Below are 19,029 nucleotides of genomic sequence, written 5' to 3' on the forward strand. Positions count from 1 at the left end.
GGGTATTATCATAGGCAGAGACTCCGCACCTGCCATATATAAGGTCGATACTGATGCGTTTGGAAGTTTTTTGTGAAGACCGAATCGGTCTCACCAGAGAGTTACTTGATCTCTTGGTTTTACGCAGCATTGATTTACGGGGGATCGAAATTGATCCAATAGGCCGTATTTACCTGAACTTTTCCCAACTGGATTTCAGTGTATTCAGTGCCCTAATGATGGATATTCGGCGCATCGAGGGGGTCACTGATGTTCGTACCGTCTCCTTTATGCCTTCTGAGCGTGAGCACCGCTCGCTACGGGCGCTACTTGAATCCATGCCAGAACCGGTATTCTCCATTGATTTAAGAGGTAATCTTGAGTTAGCCAACCCTGCGGCCCGTGAGCTTTTCTCCCTTCATGAGGAGCGTATTCGCCACAAAACTGCGGGCAGTTTACTCGTGGGATACAACTTTGCCCGTTGGTTTGAAGAGGGGGCAACCGCACCTCATACCGAACGGGTGTTGATCAACAATCAGGATTACCTGATGGAGGTCACCCCCATTGAACTTGAAGACGAAGATCAGCAGAACCAAACAGTGGGTGCGGTGGTGATGTTAAAATCCACAGCACGCATGGGCAAACAACTGCAAATCTTGTCGGTCAACGATGATACTGAGTTTAAACAGATTGTTGCCACCAGCGTTAAGATGCGCCAAGTGCTTGAGCAAGCCCGTAAGTTGGCGATGCTGGATGCTCCCTTGCTATTGGTCGGTGATACCGGTACCGGTAAAGATCTCTTGGCACACGCCTGTCACTTGCGTAGCCCGCGCGGGAAAATGCCTTTCCTTGGCCTTAATTGTGCGTCAATGCCGGACGATGTGGTAGAAAGCGAGCTATTCGGCTATGCGGCCGGGGCTTACCCGAATGCTATCGAAGGTAAAAAAGGCTTCTTTGAGCAGGCGAATGGTGGCTCGGTGCTACTGGATGAAATCGGCGAAATGTCGCCGCGCATGCAAATCAAACTGTTGCGATTTCTAAACGATGGCACCTTCCGCCGTGTCGGGGAAGAACATGAAGTGCATGTTGATGTTCGGGTTATTTGCGCCACCCAAAAGAATCTGGTGGAGTTGGTTCAGCGCGGCGAATTCCGCGAGGATCTCTATTATCGCCTTAATGTGCTGACTATCACCTTGCCACCATTGCGTGAACGTCAGGCTGATATCATGCCACTGACCGAATTGTTCGTTGCCCGCTTCTCGGACGAACAAGGCGTGCCTCGGCCGAAGTTGGCACCTGAGCTGAGCAGTTTTCTGACTAATTATGGGTGGCCCGGTAATGTGCGACAGTTGAAAAATGCCATTTATCGCGCCCTGACCCAATTGGATGGTTTCGAACTGCGGCCACAGGACATTATCCTGCCGGAGTTTGAAGTTGAAGCCGTGCTAGGTGATGAAGTGCTTGATGGTTCGCTTGATGACATCAGCAAACGCTTTGAGCGCTCAGTGTTGACGCGCCTTTATCGTAATTATCCCAGTACCCGTAAATTGGCTAAGCGCCTTGGTGTCTCTCACACCGCGATTGCCAACAAGTTGCGCGAATATGGTTTAAGTAGCAAACGGCCAGTCAGTGATGAAAGCGAAGAAGAGTAAGCAACACAGCAATTCATTGCTATAAAACGGTTTGTAATGAAAAACGGCTGCACCCAAATGGGCCAGCCGTTTTGAGTTAATGCTCCGGTTGAGTTAACCGAAACTTAACGGGTTACTTCAGTGCTGCCAACGCGGCATCATAGTTTGGTTCAGTGGTGATTTCATTAACCAGCTCACTGTAGATAACGTTATCGTTACCATCCAGAACCACCACCGCACGCGCGGTCAAACCGGCCAACGGGCCTTCAGTAATGGCCACACCGTAAGCTTGTTTGAAATCAGCGCCACGCAGCGTTGATAAGGTAATTACGTTGCTCAGGCCTTCAGCACCGCAAAAGCGTGATTGGGCAAATGGCAGGTCAGAGGAGATACAAAGAACAACAGTGTTCTCAAGTTCGCCAGCCAGTTGATTGAATTTACGTACCGATGCGGCACAAACGCCGGTATCAATACTAGGGAAGATATTCAGGACTTTACGTTTGCCAACGAAGTTGCTCAGGGCAACATCAGATAAATCTTTCGCAACCAAAGTAAAGTCTTTTGCTTTATCGCCAGCTTGTGGCAGTTGACCTGCAACAGTGACTGGATTGCCTTGAAAATGTACGGTCTGTGTCATTATTTGATCCCTTTTACAGATGTGTAACACGAAGTTCAGTTTAAGGTAACAATGGCGGCTTGGATATGAGAAATTTGCTAAATAATTGAGATTTTACTTACGTTAGGTTCTAACGCCTGATGCCAAAGCCCGAATTCTGCCAAGGAGCCATAATTGAGAATAATGCGTTTCTACCCTGAGGCATGGCCTTTACATTCCGCGTTTGTTATTTCCCGTGGTAGCCGTACAGAAGCCAAAGTAGTGGTGGTCGAGATTGAGGAAAACGGCACTCTTGCTTACGGTGAATGTACACCATATCCACATTATGGCGAAAGTGAAGCATCGGTGATGGCACAGCTCGCCTCGGTTGTTAATGCCATAGAAAATGGTATTTCACGACAGGATTTACAGCTGCTATTACCCGCTGGGGCCGCCAGGAATGCGGTGGATTGCGCACTGTGGCAGTTGGAATGTTTACAGAGCCAGCAAAGTTTGTGGCATATGAGCCAGACAACGGCTATTTCCTCTATTTCTATGGCCCAAACGGTCAGTATTGGCACCCCGGAAGCAATGGCCTACAGTGCCAGTGCATTGGCACATCTTGGCGCCAGGTTGTTGAAAATAAAACTTGATGACCATCTCATTGCTGAGCGATTGGTCGCGATCCGCAGTGCCGCACCGGAAGTGACCTTAATCGTTGATGCCAATGAGTCCTGGCAAACTGAAGGGTTGGTCGCCCGCTGCCAGTTATTGGCTGATTTAGGGGTGGCAATGTTGGAACAACCACTGCCCGCTGGTGAGGATGACAGTTTGCAGAATTTTATTCATCCGTTGCCGATTTGTGCTGATGAGAGCTGCCATACGCGGGCGGATTTAGCCGGTCTGGTTGGCCGCTATGACATGGTAAATATTAAACTGGACAAGAGTGGGGGGTTAACCGAAGCGCTGTTGCTAGCCGAGCAGGCAAAATCACTGGGATTTGCCATTATGCTCGGTTGCATGTTGTGTACTTCCCGCGCAATACGTGCGGCATTGCCGCTGGCACCGGGGGCACGGTTTGTTGATCTCGATGGCCCGACATGGTTGGAACAGGATATTGAGGGTGGATTGCACTTCTCAACAGGGGCGATCGATTTATCGGTTTAATCCGCCAACGTGAGTAAATCCACCAATGCAGCCAGATAACATTCACTGGCCGCATCGGCGGAAATTGGCGGTAATTCTGCGGTGATACACGGCAAGTTGCGATCAGCGCACCAGCTACCAAATGACCCCGGAGTGGCGTAACCGACACTGCTAACGAGTGGCAAGGCGAAATTGGCTGCCAGGCGTGATCCTAGTGCGGAGTTATCGGGGTCTTCAATGCAAGCCAGCGGCTCATGGAATGAGACGACCCAACGTGGAGCAAGTTGCTCAATTAAGGCGCATAAAGCCTGCGTTTCCGGCTCTGAGCCTGCGTGTTCGCCCGTCAATAACCGTACATCACGCGCATCAGCGGCACTGTTCCAGCGATAAACCGTCTCGCCTGGCTGCCAGTTTTTTGCCGGGAAATTGCGATTAAGGTCAACACCATTGGCATTAGCACGTAACCCTAATTGGCAACCATCCGGGTTCACTGCCAATATCACATGATGGCGCTGTTGTTCCGGGGCAATAGTGCGTAACGCGCAGGAAAGGGCAACAATGGCCGCACTTTCATCGCCATGGGTGCCGGCGATAATCAACCCGGTGTTAACCGAAGATGTGGGGGCAGGGAAGTAAAGCAGCGGTGCACCTAACAGCGATTGACCGTAGCATTGGCCTGGGGTGAGCAGGTTCCCTCGTGCTGAACGAGGCCGATATTGAGTCATAATGTTCTCTGTTATCCTGAACATATTCATAATACCCTCAACATAACATCTAATATTATTTCTTTGAATCAATAAGTTATTTTTGATTCGGTGGCAATGGTTAAGCGAACCATAAAAGCTAACGTCAGTTGTTGATTGTATTGTTGAATGCAGTTTACTTTTGATGCTGCCGCCGTGAGCTATATTTTATCGTCGTCAGTATAGGGTTTAATCTGCTAGTTTATATCTACAACATGTTGAGTTGATGTTGACGCTTTACTGTTTGATTTACTTTAAATAAATAGATCTAGAAATAATGATGCGCTAAATTTATGAGCACGATAAACCCAAGGTCAGGGCTGAATATTGCCTGCATACCGTATGTCGGCAAGCGCTGCGGGTCATTAACGTTATGAGCAGCCAGAGTCTGCTTTCGCTAATATGGACAACAACGATAAGGTTATCGATTATGCGCTATTTCCGTTATGCATTGTGTGCCGCATTAGTTGGCACTACGCTGGGCGCGGCAAATGCCGCTGATGTCCCTGCGGGTACCATACTGGCTGAAAAACAAGAAATCGTTCGGCATATTAAAGATGAGCCTGCTTCCCTTGATCCGATGAAAGCCGTGGGGCTAATCGAGGCTCAGGTCGCGCGTGACCTGTTTGAGGGGTTAGTCAATCAGGACGCTCGGGGCCAAATAATTCCGGGTGTTGCGCTAAGCTGGCAAACAGCAGATAACCAAACCTATATATTTACCTTACGTAAAGACGCTAAATGGTCTAACGGCGCACCGGTCACTGCGCAGGACTTTGTTTACAGTTGGCGTCGATTGGTTGACCCTAAAAGTTTATCTCCTTTTGCCTGGTTCGCTGAATTAGCGGGGATGGAGAATGCACAGCAGATTATTGCGGGGAAAATGCCAGCCGATACGCTAGGGGTGAGTGCTATTAATAATCACACCTTAAAAGTCAAACTCAGTAAACCCGTACCTTATTTCCCAAGTTTAACGGCGAACTTTAGTCTATTCCCGGTTCCCCAATCTGTTGTTGAAAAATATGGCAATGACTGGACTAAAATCGGTAATTTGGTTGGCAACGGCGCATTTAAATTACAAGATAGAGTCGTTAATGAGAAATTGGTCTTGGTGCCTAATGAGTATTATTGGGACCATGCGCATACGGTGCTGACTAAGGTGACGTTTATTCCAATTAATCAGGAAGCAAATGCCACTAAACGTTATCAAGCGGGTGATATTGATATTACCGAGTCCTTTCCAAAGAATTTATATCAGAAGTTGTTAAAAGATATTCCTGACCAAGTTTATACGCCCGATCAGCTAGGTACCTATTATTATGCTTTTAATACGCAACGCGCACCAACTAATGATATTCGCGTACGTAAAGCATTATCTTATGCGATAGATCGTAAAATAATTGCTGAAAAGGTATTGGGTACTGGGGAGAAACCAGCGTACCACTTTACCCCTGATGTTACTGCCGGCTACCATCCGGTTGCCAATTTATTGCAGCAGCAAGATCAAGATGAATTGAACGCACAAGCCAAAGCATTGCTTCATGCTGCGGGCTATGGGCCTGATAAGCCGTTAACATTATCACTCTTGTATAATACCTCTGATAATAATCAGAAATTAGCCATTGCTATTGCTTCTATGTGGAAGAAAACATTGGGCGTAGATGTCAAAATGATTAACCAGGAATGGAAAACATACATTGACAGCCGTAACACCGGTAATTTTGATGTGGTTCGTGCGTCATGGGTCGGTGATTATAATGAACCATCTACCTTCCTGTCACTGCTGACATCTACGCACAGCGGGAATATCGCGAAATTTAATAGTGTAGATTATGATAATTTACTCAATGAAGCGGGTAAGCAGACCAATGCTAAAGCACTGAGTGAAGACTATAATAAAGCTGAACAGATTATTGCCGAGCAGGTACCTATCGCACCTATATATCAATTTACTAATGGTCGATTAATTAAACCGTGGGTGAAAGGTTATCCAATCACTAACCCTGAGGACGTGGCATACAGCCAGACGATGTATATCATCAAGCATTAAAACGGGTATATTTATGGCCGTTGGGCCGCCAGTGCTAATTGGCGGCTTTTTATTTCATAATCAAATAGTAATGAGATAACTAAATCTATTGGGTAACTTTATATTTAACTGTTTTGGTCATTTTAATTTTACGTTTCCTGAGTCGCAGGTGGCTATGTAATGGCTTGCCAGGTGCTATCCTGGTACATCACCTTTAAAGATCAGGTTGCTAGCGCTACACTGAGCTAAATTGCATGATAAATTCCGAAATAGAGGGTGTTGTTGTGGATGTCGTCGAAGGAAAAGCACTTCAAGTTTCTGATGCAGTTTATGCCTATCAGCTCGATGGCAAAGGCGGAGTGACGTCAATAAGTATTGATGCTGTCGCCACAGCGGAGCAGCCTTGCTGGTTGCATTTGGATTACACCTATCCGCAAAGTGCGGCCTGGTTGCAAAATACACCATTACTGCCTGAAGTGGTCCGTGATGGTCTGGCTGGGGAGAGTGTAAGACCAAAGGTGACCCGGTTGGGTGATGGCACGATGATAACCCTGCGCGGTATTAACTTTAACAACAATGCCCGCCCAGATCAGTTAGTGACAATTCGGGTTTATATAACAGACAAATTGATCGTCTCAACTCGCCATCGTAAAGTTTACTCCATTGACGATGTGCTTAATGATTTGCAAAGCGGTACTGGCCCGACAGACAGTGGCAATTGGCTGGTGGAGATTGTCGATGGTCTGACCGACCATACCAATGAGTTTATCGAGGACTTACACGATAAAATTATCGATCTGGAAGATGATTTACTGGAACAGAAAATTCCTCAGCGCGGGCAAATGGCATTGTTACGCAAACAGTTAATTGTGTTACGCCGCTATATGGCACCGCAGCGCGATGTATTCTCTCGATTGGCCAGCGAGCGTTTGCCGTGGATGAATGATGATGATCGGCGTCGGATGCAGGAAATCTCAGAACGCCTGGGCCGTGGATTAGAGGATTTAGATTCAAGCATCGCACGTACAGCGGTGCTGTCTGATGAAATTAGTTCATTAATGGCTGATGCAATGAACCGGCGGACTTATACCATGTCGCTTCTGGCGATGGTATTTTTACCCACCACTTTTTTGACCGGTTTATTTGGTGTCAACCTCGGAGGGATCCCTGGTAATACCTATTCTTTTGGTTTTGCGACATTCTGTATGATGTTAGTGGCTTTGGTGTTAGGTGTTGCCTGGTGGTTAAAACACAGTAAATGGCTCTAATAGCAAATTGGCAGGCGCGTAAAAGAGTGTGCCAGAAATGGGGTTAATCACTGCAAAATTGAGCCATATCAAGATTTGACGGTAATGACTCAGGCATTATTATTTTGCAGGTGAATGTAACGTCAAGCGATGGGCGTTGCGCTCCATATTTGTAATACTTTTATTTTGAATTACTGCATAGCACATAATTGTTACGATGCCGATGTTGTCTCAACATCGGCATTTTTTTATGCATTTTTTAGTGAAGTATTTAACCCCACAAAACGTGCCCAGGCTCAGCTTCATTTCTACTGTTTCATGGCGGCATAAACTTACGTATAATAACGCTTTACTTTGTCACTCGGAATTAGTTGCTCTGAACGCCATTAGAGACCTGATAAGCATTTATGAATCAAGAAGATACAAGAAAAGAAACCCTTGAGTTCAATAAACTCCAGAAGCGCATTCGGAGAAATGTTGGCAACGCCATCACTGATTACAACATGATTGAAGATAATGATGTTGTAATGGCCTGTATGAGTGGTGGGAAAGACTCGTTTGCAATGTTGGATATCCTACTCGGCCTTCAGAAGGTTGCACCAATAAAGTTTGAAGTTATCGCGGTAAATTTAGATCAAAAGCAACCCGGTTTTCCTGAACACATTCTGCCGGCGTATCTTGAAAGTCTGAATATCCCTTATTACATTGTGGATAAAGATACTTATTCGGTTGTTAAAGAGAAAATACCTGAGGGTAAAACAACCTGCGGATTATGTTCTCGGTTACGTAGAGGAACATTGTATTCATTTGCCGAGAAGATTGGTGCAACAAAAATTGCTCTCGGTCATCATATGGATGACATTGTTGAAACGTTATTTTTGAATATTTTCCATGGCGCGCGGATGAAAGCAATGCCGCCTAAATTACGCTCTGACGATGGGCGTAATATTGTTATCAGGCCGCTGGCGTATTGCCGTGAAAAAGACCTGATTAAATATTCTGAGTATAAAACTTTTCCAATAATTCCCTGTAATCTGTGTGGTTCGCAGGAGAATTTGCAGCGCCAGGCAATTAAAGCAATGTTAGGCGAATGGGATAAGAAAGAACCAGGCCGGGTGGAAAGTGTATTTAAATCAATGCAAAATGTAAGCCCAAGCCAGTTAGCGGATCGCAATCTTTTTGATTTCGTTAATCTACCCCTAGATCGTGAAGGGGATAGGGAAGAGTATGCTTTTAGTGAAGCAACGGTTTCCTCGACGAATATTGATAACTCCCTGTATATAGATGTAACCAATCTCTGATTTTATTTATCTATTAAGCTAACGCGGTAATATCACCTTAAACCTATTCGGCTACTCCCCCATTGATTTATGGGGGTATAGCCGTGCGAGAAAATTATGGAATAAGGGACTCCCAAAATAAAAAACCGCAGTACAACGCCCCGATTGAGGCGTTGTTATCCTGCGGATAAACGATGTCGATGCTGAGTAAATTTACTCCTCAGACACTGTTTTTTCTGTTTTCCCTGCCAGCAAGCTCAGGAAATCGTAGCGTTTTTTCAAGTCTTTCTCTGCCGCTGCGTATAACTGTGCAGCCACTTCAGGCTCTTGGGTATTGAGCCGACGGAAGCGTTGCTCATTGAGCAGCGTGGTGGTCAGGTCACTGCTTGGCGGGCGGGAGTCCAATGCCAAAGCCGCTTTTCCCTCGTCCGTACGGCGCGGGTCAAAGCGGTATAGTGGCCAGAAACCGGTGGTGGTTAATTGTTTCATCTGATCATGGCTGTAGGCCAAATCATACCCGTGCTCCTCACACGGGCTGTAAGCGATAATCAACGATGGGCCAGGATAAGCTTCCGCTTCTTGAATAGCCTTCACCGTTTGATTGAGCTGCGCACCCAGCGAAATCTGTGCGACATAAACATGGCCATACATCATCATACTGACGCCTAAGTCTTTGCGCGCCTTACGTTTGCCATGCTCACCGAATTTAGTTACCGCCCCGAGCGGGGTCGCTTTGGATTGTTGGCCGCCGGTGTTGGAGTAACACTGGGTATCGAGCACCAGCACATTGACGTTTTCTGTCAGGCTCAGCACATGGTCTAGCCCACCAAAACCGATGTCATATGCCCAGCCGTCCCCACCAATCAACCAGATGGATTTGTCGACCAGATAATCTGCATCGGTTGCCAATTGTTGAGCATCATTACCCGGAATGTCACGCAGTAGCTGACGCAATTGGGTGACTTGCTCACGGCGTACTTCTGGCGTGGCATCCTGATGTATTAACTGCTCAACCAGCTCTTGCGGCAACTGTGGTGCCAGTTGGTTGATTAAGCGGGTCACCCGCTGACGATGCTGATCGACAGTCAGGCGAAAGCCCAGGCCGAACTCGGCATTATCTTCGAACAGTGAGTTAGCCCACGCCGGCCCACGGCCATCGGCGTTGGTGGTATAAGGCGTGGTAGGCAGATTGCCGCCATAGATTGATGAGCATCCGGTGGCATTGGCAATTAACAGACGATCGCCATATAACTGGGTCAATAATTTAATATACGGTGTCTCACCACAACCCGAACAGGCTCCAGAGTATTCAAACAGTGGGGAAATCAATTGTGACGTACGGATATCAATACGTTCCATTTGGGCTTTATCGATTTCCGGTAATTTGAGGAAGAAGTCATAGTGCGTTTTTTCTTCCACCAGATGTTCCAGCCGTGGTTGCATGTTTATGGCTTTGACTTCAGGATTCTGGCGATCTTTGGCCGGACAGACCTCATAGCACAGGTTGCATCCGGTGCAATCTTCAGGCGCAACTTGCAACACATACTTCTGCCCACGCATATCACGGGCTTTGACATCGAGCGATTGCAGGCTGTCTGGTGCACCCGACATCGCCTCTGGCTGTACCACTTTGGCACGGATTGCTGAGTGTGGGCAGGCCGCAACACAGTGGTTGCACTGGGTACATAGGTCAGGCTGCCAGATAGGAATATTTTCTGCAATATTGCGTTTTTCCCACTGGGTTGTACCCACAGGCCAGGTTCCATCAGGCGGGAAGGCCGACACCGGTAGCGCGTCACCCAAACCAGCTAACATGGTTGCGGTCACAGTTTTGACAAAATCTGGTGCTTGATCGGAGACGATCGGTGGGCGCATCGGGCTGCTTTCATTAATCGGTTGTAGTGGGATTTCAACCAATGCATCCAGAGTTGCATCCAGTGCCTGCCAGTTGCGCGTGACAATTTCTGGCCCTTTATTGCTGTAACTGCGGTCAATCGCTGCCCGCAACTGCTCTTGCGCCATGGCGGTAGGTAAAATCTGTGTCAAATGGAAGAACGCCATCTGCATTACGGTATTAATACGGGCGCCCAGTTTGCATTCACGGGCGATTTTAGCCGCATTAATCACAAACAGCCGTGCATGGCGCTGATGCAGCAGGGCTTGCACTTCCTGTGGCAGGCGAGGCCACATTTCATCTGCACTGAAGGGGGTATTAATCAGGAAAATACCGCCGGGTTTCAGTCGTTCGGCCATTTGGTAGGTATCAATAAACTGCAACTGGTGGCAACCGACAAAATCGGCATGGCTAACCAGATAGGCGGAATTGATCGGGGTTTCACTGATGCGCAAGTGTGAAACGGTTAGACCGCCTGCTTTTTTCGAGTCATAAACAAAATAACCCTGTGCATACAGCGAGGTGCTGTTGCCGATTATTTTGATGTTGTTTTTAGTGGCAGAGACTGAGCCATCACTGCCCAGGCCATAGAACAGTGCCTCCAGAGTGGCGCGTTGCTCGATTTTCTCGTCAGTCAATGGTAATGACAGGCCGGTGACATCATCAAAAATCCCTACAGTGAAACGTGGGCGAGGCAGGTCCAATGTCAACTCTTTGAAAATGGCCAGAGCGCAATCGGGGCTGAATTCCTTGGAAGATAAACCATAGCGGCCACCAATCACTTTTGGCAATGTGGCGCGCTCGCCACGGCTATAGGCTTCTGCCAATGCGGTCATTACATCAAGATAGAGTGGCTCAGCCAGCGCCCCCGGTTCTTTGGTGCGATCCAACACGGCTATTTTTGTTACTGATTGGGGTAAGACACTCAACAGATGCATCGCAGAGAAAGGACGGTATAAACGCACTTTCAACACACCCACTTTTTCGCCACGCGTTAATAAGGTATCAATCACTTCTTCGCAGGTGCCGATAGCGGAACCCATCAAGACAATGACACGCTCTGCCTGTGGATGACCGTAATATTCAAATGGTTTATATTCGCGCCCCGTAGCCTCGGCAAAAGCCGCCATAGCATCAGCAACATGCTGATAAGTATTGTTATACCAAGGGTTGGTGGCTTCACGCGACTGGAAGTAAGTATCAGGATTGGCTGAAGTACCGCGTACTACCGGATGATCCGGTGAGAGTGCCCGGCTGCGGTGGTCATCTATCCCTTTCTGCGGCAGTAATTGGCGTAGCGTGTCATCACTGAGTGGCACAATTTTATTGATTTCATGTGAGGTGCGGAAACCATCAAAGAAATGAATAAATGGAATGCGGCTATTGAGTGTCGCTACTTGTGAAATCAGGGCGAAATCTTGTGCTTCTTGCACACTGCTGGCGCAGAGCATGGCACAACCGGTCTGGCGCACGGCCATAACATCGGAGTGATCGCCAAAGATGGATAAGGCATGAGTCGCAATGGTTCGGGCTGCAACATGCAGCACGAAAGGGGTCAGTTCACCCGCTAACTTATACAACGTGGGGATCATCAACAGCAATCCCTGCGAAGAGGTAAAGGAGGTCGACAGCGCGCCAGTTTGCAGTGCGCCATGGACGGTGGCAATGGCTCCGCCTTCTGACTGCATTTCAACCACGCGAGGAACATCTCCCCAAATATTAACTTTACCATCCCCAGACCATGCATCAGCAAGTTCTGCCATGGTGGAACTTGGCGTAATAGGGTAGATGGCGATAACTTCACTGGCGCGATAGGCCACAGAAGCTACTGCACTGTTACCGTCAGTAGTAATCATTAATTTATACCTTCACATTGCTTGTCACGCAGAGACCAAAGTAGTAGTGGGTGTCTCTGACGGTTAACGAATTATTTGAACTAATACTGAAATTCTAGCAGAGTGCATTTTTGTCAGTTATCGAATTTGTGTGGCTGGAGAGGGGGCGCTTTCAGTTAAAATGCAGGAAATAAGTAAAGTAGTGCAGGCAACGCTATATAAATGCTATTTGGATAATAATTATTACAATTAGAAAACTATTTATTGTGCTGCTCAGATATCGCTTGGCGACGCAGTACCTATTTGTGCTTTTGTAAAATAATTGTGAAACTGAATTAGATTTAATGAACATTTAATATGGGACGGGCATAATGTCGACCCAATACTGAAATGAGAAAATGATGATGAGCGGTTTCATGTATTTAATGATGGCAATTGTTGCCGAAGTGGTTGCCACCACGATGTTGAAAGCATCTGATGGGTTTACCCGATTGGTACCCTCGATTGTGGTGGTGATTGGCTACGGTATTGCATTTTGGGGACTTTCGCAGGTTGTTAAAACTATGCCATTGGGTATCGCTTACGCCATCTGGTCAGGGTTGGGCATTGTATTAGTGTCGGTCGCCGCCACTTTTATGTATCAGCAAAAGCTTGATTGGGCGGCAATTGCCGGGATGACGCTGATCATTGCGGGTGTTATGGTGATTAATCTGCTGTCCAAGACACCCATGCATTAATCATGTGTATAGGGAGAACGCACCTATTAGCGCGTTATCGTGGTGGGGCGAGATAACACGCTAATGGGGGATGGTCGGTAACACACTGAAACGTAGGCTAGCGCTCTTTGGCGCTATTTAATGTCTAATTGATGTATGCCATCGATAGCCAATAATGTTTCATAAAACTGATCAAGGCTTTTTCTCGGTGACAATGTCACTTCCATGGTCAGTTCACAATCGGTATCCGCCTCATCACGTTTTTGTACTACTGACAGGTTAATTGGCCGCAGTCGCAGTTTTTGCAGCGCGACCAGAATAAGCGGTACACTCTTGGGTAATAGCTTGATAGAGACATAATGGTGCTGACCAAGCAGGCGGTTACTCAGTTGGCGGAAGATCTCCAGCACCACCAATGTCATCAGCGTGCCATAGATGCCAATCTCATACAGGCCGCTACCTATCACCAAACCGATAGCCGCTGTTACCCACATCCCGGCTGCGGTTGTCAGGCCTTTAACCATCTGCTTTTGAATCATGATGGTCCCGGCTCCCAGGAACCCCATCCCGCTGACAACTTGTGCCGCGACTCGACTGGGGTCAAAACTGACGTGCTCCAACGTCAGTAAATCCTCGAAACCGTATTTTGAAACAATCATAAACATGGCGCTGCCAATGCCAACCAAGATATGAGTACGCAATCCTGCTTCTTTTGACCGCAATTGACGTTCAATACCTATTAACCCACCCAGCAATCCGGCAAGGGCTATTCGTAGCAGTAAATCAGTGATCATCGTTATTCCCGTTTTATTTTGTCCAAATCGTAGGTATCTGATTCTCTATCTAATTAGTCTAGGTTTGGTTATTTCGTCAAATTTTTAACAGCAAACTACCTTGATAATTCGGCTATTCACCCTGTACCAGGCTAAATTTAATTACCACATTTGCGCTTATTTATGTTGTGTTTTAATTATAACAGATATTATATAAGCCAATTAGCGTAGACGGAATTGCATTAAACAATAGATTTATGCCTTTCTCATACCGGAGCAGAAGAATGAAAGTATTATCAATATTTGTAGGTGGCGCTGTGCTCTTTTTAGCCGCCTGTAGCAGCAATGAGCCAACAGCTACAGCTTTAAATAACGCTGATGCCTATGAACCCGTGCAACAAGCCACCAGTGCCAGTGTCCATCATAATCTCAATATGGCCAATCCGGCGGCAGTCAATTGTGCCAATGCTGGCGGAGTATTAACTATTGCCAAGCAACTTAATGGCGGCAGTGTGGGGATGTGCCAGTTGCCCGATGGCAAACGTTGTGAAGAGTGGGCGTTGATGCGCGGTGCTTGCCCGGCACGCTGATACCCGCCATCTTTCAAGTTTGCAGGTGTGTCTGGCTACTCTTGTTCGCCGCCTGCCTGCACCTCGAAATCTATTGGGTATCTCATGCTGCCGCTTGTTACTCACGTATAAATAATTAGGCGGTAATAATATTTGGGCAGGGTTCACCCTTTTTCAATTGGGCAATATTCTGCATGGTGGTGGCCGAAATACTGGTCAGCGCCTCTTCGGTCAAAAACGCCTGATGGCCGGTAAATAACACGTTATGACAAGAAGATAAACGGCGGAAAACGTCATCCTGAATCACGTCGTTAGATTTGTCTTCAAAGAACAGGTCACGTTCATTTTCGTAAACATCCATGCCGAGCGAACCTATCTTTTGCTGTTTTAGCGCATCAATAGCTGCAGTAGAATCAATCAAACCACCACGACTGGTATTGATGATCATTACGCCATTCTTCATTTGATCAAAGGATTGTTTATTAAGCAGGTGATGATTTTCCGGTGTCATCGGGCAATGCAGCGAAATAACATCAGATTCAGCATACAGCGTTTTAAGATCGACATATTCAGCGCCCAGTTCCAGAGCTTGCGCACTTGGATAAGGGTCAAAAGCGAGCAAACGCATACCAAAGCCTTTCAAAATGCGCATGGTTGCTACACCAATTTTACCGGTACCGATAATTCCCGCAGTGCGGTTATGCATGTTGAAGCCAATCAGCCCTTCCAGTGAGAAGTTAGCATCACGGGTACGCTGGTAGGCACGATGAATTCGGCGGTTAAGGCTCATCATCATACCTACGGCATGTTCAGCGACAGCCTCAGGTGAATAGGCGGGGACACGAACGACCTGAATGCCCAGTTCTTTCGCCGCCTCCAGATCCACATTATTAAAACCAGCGCAACGCAATGCCAGAATCTCGACACCGACATTTTTCAGCTCTTCCAATGTCGCACGGCAACCATCATCGTTGACGAAAAGACAGACCGCATCACAGCCAGCAGCCATTTTTGCTGTTTTTGGCGTTAACAGAAAATCGAAAAACTCTAATTCAAAGCCAAAATCTTTGTTGACCAATTCGAGGTATTTACGGTCATACTGTTTAGTACTGTAAACGGCTAATTTCATCGCGATATCTCCGCTAAAATATTGTGATCAATCTAACAGATTTGAATAAATCATACAATTTGCCACAGTAATAAGTTAAATAGAGCACTTGTCACTTTCTAATGCCAAAGAGGTAAGGTTTTTATTCCAACGTTCAATGGCAGCAGTTTGGTCTGTGTTGCAAGGGCGCGTTATCTATTATGGTATCTTGCAGTGATTTGATTAAAGCACACCGTAAGTCTGGTTGGGGATAAAACAAGGCGAGTCATGGCTAAATGCGCAAAAATAGTGGGTTGGTTGTTATTAATCAGCGCAATCTCTCTGATGGCATTATGGAAAACCCTGCCACAGTGGTTACCAAAAGTGGCACAGTATTGGCTACCTGTGGGGAGCCAGATAACGCTAGCTACGCCACCGGTGTGGCGTGACGGCGCACTGCGTATCACGCAATTGCGCTATTTGGCGCAAGACTGCCTGCTTGCCAATATGAGTCAATTGAGTGTCGGCTATCATCAGGGGCGCTGGCAAGTTGCGGCCAGTAATGTTGCGTTGGATACCGCCTGTTTGAGCAAATTACCGGCTAATGGCGACAGCGCACCACCGAATTTAGCATACTGGCAGCAGCAGATGTCGGTGCTGGACTTGGATATCAGCAATTTGCAGATTACGCCCTGGCAGCAATATGCCGGTAAACTGACACTTACTTCGCCCGATCAACATAAATTGATTCAAGAGTTGCGTTATCAGGGGCCGCAACTGAGCTTTGCGGCGACACTTGATCAGGACCAGCAACTGAGTTTGCATCAATTCTCTATCGCGGTGCCGGGCGCCCCGCAGCCTTTTGAACTCAGTGGCAAAATCAAAATTCCTCTGTCGCTAGATGATTGGCCGGAACAGGGCGAATTACAGGGGATGCTAACCACCGGTTATCTGTCTAAGCCACTTCTTTTAAACTTAAGCTGGCAACAGCAGCAAGGGATGCTGACGCTCACTGAGCGTGATGACGAAACACCTCTTGCGCGGTTGCCATGGCGCGCCGCAATAAACCAAGTTCAGATAGTTAACGGTCAATGGCAATGGCCGTACGGCCAGCAACCATTAAGTGGCGGTATAAACCTGACGTTACATGACTGGGACCAAGGGTTGGATCAGACCTCGGTTGACGCGCGGATTAACGTGCTTACCTCTGGGCAGAGTGGTAAGGGGAATGCGGTATTGACTCTCGGGCCGGGTAATCTGAGCATGATAAACAGCGATTTGAAGTTCCAGCTCAGTGGGCAGGCCAATCTGGAGAATATGATACTCAACGCTACCATTCCAGGAGTACTCAGTGGCTCAGTGTTGAACCCTACCTGGGTATTGCACCCAGGGGCTTTACTGCGCGCGCATGGCAATGTGACGCCTGAATTGCGGATAAGAGACGCCCGTTGGCCATTGGCTGGCGTCAAAGTAACGGCTGCCGGTGTCAGCGGGCGTCTACAAGCCATCGTTGATGCACAAGACAGTTATTGGGGGAATGTTAATCTGCATCTGGATGGTCAGGCGCAAGAATTTTGGCCGGACAAAGGTTATTGGCAATGGCGCTACTGGGGCAATGGCCACCTGCCGCCACTGGCTGCTCGCTGGGATATGGGGGGTAAGGGGAGTTGGCGCGATACATTAATCACCGTTGACCAGCTCTCGACTGGTTTTGATCGGTTGCAATATGGCCTGGTTAAGGTTGAGGCACCAAGACTGACATTGTTGAAGCCACTCACCTGGCAGCGGGATAACCATCACCCAGCCTTTATTGCCGGTTTTTCGCTGGGGGCGAAAAAAGTATCGTTCAGCGACGGGGGCGGTTATCTACCGCCGGCTGAATTATCTTTGCAACTCAATGGCCGGGAACCGAACAGCTTCCTGTGGCAGGGGCAATTGCAGGCGCAGGCTATCGGGCCGATCTCGCTAGGCGGCCGCTGGGATGGCGAACGGCTACGGGGTGAGGGCTGGTGGCCGAAACAATCGTTAACCGTGTTCCAACCGCTTATCTCATCAGAGTTAGGCATCAAACTGCGTGACGGGGAGCTGTATGCTCAGGCCGCCTTTTCGGCAGCCAGGGAGCAAGGCTTTACCGCCGGTGGTCACTGGGTGGTGAAGAATGGCGGGATGTGGCTCAAAGATGGAGAGATGAGCGGATTAGATTTCGTCATGTCGTATCGCTTGCAGAATCACCACTGGCAGTTGGGTGCGAAAGACCCGGTGATGTTGCGTATTGCCTCAATAAGCAACCTATTTGAAATGCAAAATATCACCGCTGATTTACAAGGCACTTACCCCTATTCTGATGATGCACCGTTAACCTTGAGTAACGTTGGCATGGACATTCTTAACGGCCATCTGAGTTTGTCTGCTTTGCGCTTGCCGCAACACGATGCCGCCGTGCTGAAGTTAACCGCTATCGACTTGAGTGAGCTATTTACCGTGCTACAACCGAAACAGTTTGCCATGTCGGGGAAGGTCAACGGGGAATTACCACTCTATCTTAATAACCCACAGTGGTTGGTACGTAATGGTTGGATTGCTAACGATGGCAAGGTAACGCTGCGCCTCGATCAAGATCTGGCCAATTCAATAGGCGATAGTAATGTTGCCGCTGGTGCTGCGATTGATTGGCTACGTTATATGGAGATTTATCAATCTTATGCCAAAGTGGATTTGGATAATTTGGGCCAATTGACATTACACTCGAAGATTCATGGTGTGAATACGCAAAAAAACTCAAAGCGTGAGATAGTATTGAATTATCAGCATCAGGAAAATGTGTTCCAACTCTGGCGCAGCCTGCGTTTTGGTGACAACTTACAAGAGTGGCTACAACAGACGCTTTCTCTACAACCAACAGTAATACCGGCGAGGACGAAGGAATGAAGATCTTGACAGGGGAACGTGTAGCAATAGCGTTGGGTATTTTGATGCTCAGTGGCTGTTTACGCCTTGAGGTAGCGACACCGGAAAAACCGATCACTATCAATATGAACGTCAAGATTGAGCATGAAATCCAGATAAAAGTTGATAAAGATGTGGAAAGTTTGCTCAAAAATCAATCCAATCTATTCTAAGGAGCCACGATGAAAAAGCAAAATTCAGGCTGGATTGGTGGCAGGCTAAGGCTGATTCGAGCGATGTTGGGGTGGGCGATATTGAGCAGCAGTTTGCTATTCAGTTCCATGGCTTTTGCCCTGACATTGGAGCAGGCAAAGCAGCAAGGGCGGGTTGGTGAAACCCTCAGTGGTTATTTGGCTCCGGTTAAAAAAGATCCTGAGACGCTGGCGTTGGTAGAGCAAATCAATATCGCCAGAACAGAGAAGTATCAGGAAGTGGCGCAGAAAAACCACATTTCAACCGAGGATGTTGCCAAGCTGGCAGGGCAGAAGTTAGTTAACCGGGCGGCGGCCGGTGAATATGTGCGCGGTATTAATGGCCAGTGGATGCAGCGCTAATTGTTGTG

General features: G+C 47.6%; 15 protein-coding genes. 10 read left to right on the forward strand and 5 right to left on the reverse strand.

Translation table 11 applies throughout. The features are described from left to right. Nucleotides 1-53 precede the first annotated feature (53 nt). Nucleotides 54-1,631 (forward strand): transcriptional regulator TyrR, encoded by a 1,578-nt coding sequence (gene tyrR, locus EL015_RS10330; protein WP_005184399.1) that lies wholly within the window; start codon nt 54-56, stop codon nt 1,629-1,631. 112 nt (nt 1,632-1,743) lie between these two features. Here the strand turns inward: tyrR and tpx are convergent, their stop codons facing one another. Further along, nucleotides 1,744-2,247, reverse strand: a complete 504-nt coding sequence (gene tpx / locus EL015_RS10335; protein ID WP_005184397.1) for a thiol peroxidase — start codon at nt 2,245-2,247, stop codon at nt 1,744-1,746. A 153-nt stretch (nt 2,248-2,400) separates the two neighbouring features. Here tpx and ycjG point away from each other — a divergent pair, with 153 nt between their 5' ends. Then, nucleotides 2,401-3,372, forward strand: a complete 972-nt coding sequence (gene ycjG / locus EL015_RS10340) for an L-Ala-D/L-Glu epimerase (protein WP_032906075.1) — start codon at nt 2,401-2,403, stop codon at nt 3,370-3,372. Here ycjG and mpaA read toward each other — a convergent pair. Next, entirely contained in the window at nt 3,369-4,076 is a 708-nt protein-coding gene (gene mpaA / locus EL015_RS10345; RefSeq protein ID WP_032906074.1) for a murein tripeptide amidase MpaA, read from the reverse strand. The genes ycjG and mpaA overlap by 4 nt on opposite strands. A gap of 448 nt (nt 4,077-4,524) precedes the next feature. On the opposite strand from mpaA, the gene EL015_RS10350 reads away from it, so the two are divergent. The 3 genes from EL015_RS10350 to ttcA all read left to right on the forward strand — a co-directional run bounded on the left by EL015_RS10350 (nt 4,525) and on the right by ttcA (nt 8,668). Next, complete coding sequence (locus EL015_RS10350; protein WP_005184394.1) at nt 4,525-6,141, forward strand: peptide ABC transporter substrate-binding protein; 1,617 nt, start codon at nt 4,525-4,527, stop codon at nt 6,139-6,141. A 263-nt stretch (nt 6,142-6,404) separates the two neighbouring features. Further along, nucleotides 6,405-7,388 carry a zinc transporter ZntB gene (gene zntB, locus EL015_RS10355; protein WP_032906073.1) on the forward strand — a complete coding sequence of 328 codons (984 nt, stop codon included), beginning with the start codon at nt 6,405-6,407 and terminating at the stop codon, nt 7,386-7,388. 386 nt (nt 7,389-7,774) lie between these two features. Beyond that, nucleotides 7,775-8,668 carry a tRNA 2-thiocytidine(32) synthetase TtcA gene (gene ttcA, locus EL015_RS10360; protein WP_005184390.1) on the forward strand — a complete coding sequence of 298 codons (894 nt, stop codon included), beginning with the start codon at nt 7,775-7,777 and terminating at the stop codon, nt 8,666-8,668. A 192-nt stretch (nt 8,669-8,860) separates the two neighbouring features. Here ttcA and nifJ read toward each other — a convergent pair whose 3' ends face one another. Beyond that, on the reverse strand, nt 8,861-12,397 hold the full coding sequence (nifJ, locus tag EL015_RS10365) for a pyruvate:ferredoxin (flavodoxin) oxidoreductase (RefSeq protein ID WP_005184387.1): 3,537 nt from the start codon (nt 12,395-12,397) through the stop codon (nt 8,861-8,863). 383 nt (nt 12,398-12,780) lie between these two features. Here nifJ and EL015_RS10370 point away from each other — a divergent pair, with 383 nt between their 5' ends. Continuing rightward, a complete protein-coding gene (locus EL015_RS10370) occupies nt 12,781-13,113 on the forward strand; it encodes a DMT family transporter (protein ID WP_032906109.1) in 333 nt (110 codons plus the stop codon). Nucleotides 13,114-13,226: 113 nt separating this feature from the next. On the opposite strand, the gene EL015_RS10375 is transcribed toward EL015_RS10370, so the two are convergent. After that, nucleotides 13,227-13,886: an MgtC/SapB family protein gene (locus tag EL015_RS10375; RefSeq protein WP_005184380.1), complete on the reverse strand. Its 660-nt coding sequence runs from the start codon at nt 13,884-13,886 to the stop codon at nt 13,227-13,229. A 263-nt stretch (nt 13,887-14,149) separates the two neighbouring features. Between EL015_RS10375 and EL015_RS10380 the strand changes: the two genes are divergently transcribed. Beyond that, on the forward strand, nt 14,150-14,455 hold the full coding sequence (locus tag EL015_RS10380; RefSeq protein ID WP_005184377.1) for a putative hemolysin: 306 nt from the start codon (nt 14,150-14,152) through the stop codon (nt 14,453-14,455). Between the two features lie 115 nt (nt 14,456-14,570). Here the strand turns inward: EL015_RS10380 and EL015_RS10385 are convergent, their stop codons facing one another. Further along, nucleotides 14,571-15,563: a 2-hydroxyacid dehydrogenase gene (locus EL015_RS10385; RefSeq protein ID WP_005184374.1), complete on the reverse strand. Its 993-nt coding sequence runs from the start codon at nt 15,561-15,563 to the stop codon at nt 14,571-14,573. A gap of 246 nt (nt 15,564-15,809) precedes the next feature. Between EL015_RS10385 and EL015_RS10390 the strand changes: the two genes are divergently transcribed. The 3 genes from EL015_RS10390 to EL015_RS10400 are packed head-to-tail and all read left to right on the forward strand — an operon-like array spanning nt 15,810 to nt 19,021. Beyond that, nucleotides 15,810-18,449, forward strand: a complete 2,640-nt coding sequence (locus tag EL015_RS10390) for a YdbH family protein (protein WP_032906072.1) — start codon at nt 15,810-15,812, stop codon at nt 18,447-18,449. Then, nucleotides 18,446-18,640, forward strand: coding sequence for a YnbE family lipoprotein (locus tag EL015_RS10395; RefSeq protein WP_032906071.1), 195 nt, complete (start codon nt 18,446-18,448; stop codon nt 18,638-18,640). Before EL015_RS10390 ends, EL015_RS10395 begins: the two co-directional genes overlap by 4 nt. Before the next feature lie 9 nt (nt 18,641-18,649). Continuing rightward, nucleotides 18,650-19,021 carry a YdbL family probable chaperone protein gene (locus EL015_RS10400; protein WP_032906070.1) on the forward strand — a complete coding sequence of 124 codons (372 nt, stop codon included), beginning with the start codon at nt 18,650-18,652 and terminating at the stop codon, nt 19,019-19,021. The last annotated feature ends 8 nt before the right edge of the window (nt 19,022-19,029 follow it).

This window comes from Yersinia intermedia, assembly GCF_900635455.1.
GTDB lineage: Bacteria > Pseudomonadota > Gammaproteobacteria > Enterobacterales > Enterobacteriaceae > Yersinia > Yersinia intermedia.

Bases quoted from the DNA above. Each gene is read 5' to 3' on its own strand.
- EL015_RS10400 (WP_032906070.1), top strand. From the start codon at position 18,650: ATGAAAAAGCAAAATTCAGGCTGGATTGGTGGCAGGCTAAGGCTGATT.
- ttcA (WP_005184390.1), top strand. From the start codon at position 7,775: ATGAATCAAGAAGATACAAGAAAAGAAACCCTTGAGTTCAATAAACTC.
- EL015_RS10350 (WP_005184394.1), top strand. From the start codon at position 4,525: ATGCGCTATTTCCGTTATGCATTGTGTGCCGCATTAGTTGGCACTACG.
- mpaA (WP_032906074.1), bottom strand. From the start codon at position 4,076: ATGACTCAATATCGGCCTCGTTCAGCACGAGGGAACCTGCTCACCCCA.
- EL015_RS10395 (WP_032906071.1), top strand. From the start codon at position 18,446: ATGAAGATCTTGACAGGGGAACGTGTAGCAATAGCGTTGGGTATTTTG.
- EL015_RS10385 (WP_005184374.1), bottom strand. From the start codon at position 15,563: ATGAAATTAGCCGTTTACAGTACTAAACAGTATGACCGTAAATACCTC.
- EL015_RS10390 (WP_032906072.1), top strand. From the start codon at position 15,810: ATGGCTAAATGCGCAAAAATAGTGGGTTGGTTGTTATTAATCAGCGCA.
- nifJ (WP_005184387.1), bottom strand. From the start codon at position 12,397: ATGATTACTACTGACGGTAACAGTGCAGTAGCTTCTGTGGCCTATCGC.
- EL015_RS10370 (WP_032906109.1), top strand. From the start codon at position 12,781: ATGAGCGGTTTCATGTATTTAATGATGGCAATTGTTGCCGAAGTGGTT.
- tyrR (WP_005184399.1), top strand. From the start codon at position 54: ATGCGTTTGGAAGTTTTTTGTGAAGACCGAATCGGTCTCACCAGAGAG.
- EL015_RS10380 (WP_005184377.1), top strand. From the start codon at position 14,150: ATGAAAGTATTATCAATATTTGTAGGTGGCGCTGTGCTCTTTTTAGCC.
- tpx (WP_005184397.1), bottom strand. From the start codon at position 2,247: ATGACACAGACCGTACATTTTCAAGGCAATCCAGTCACTGTTGCAGGT.
- EL015_RS10375 (WP_005184380.1), bottom strand. From the start codon at position 13,886: ATGATCACTGATTTACTGCTACGAATAGCCCTTGCCGGATTGCTGGGT.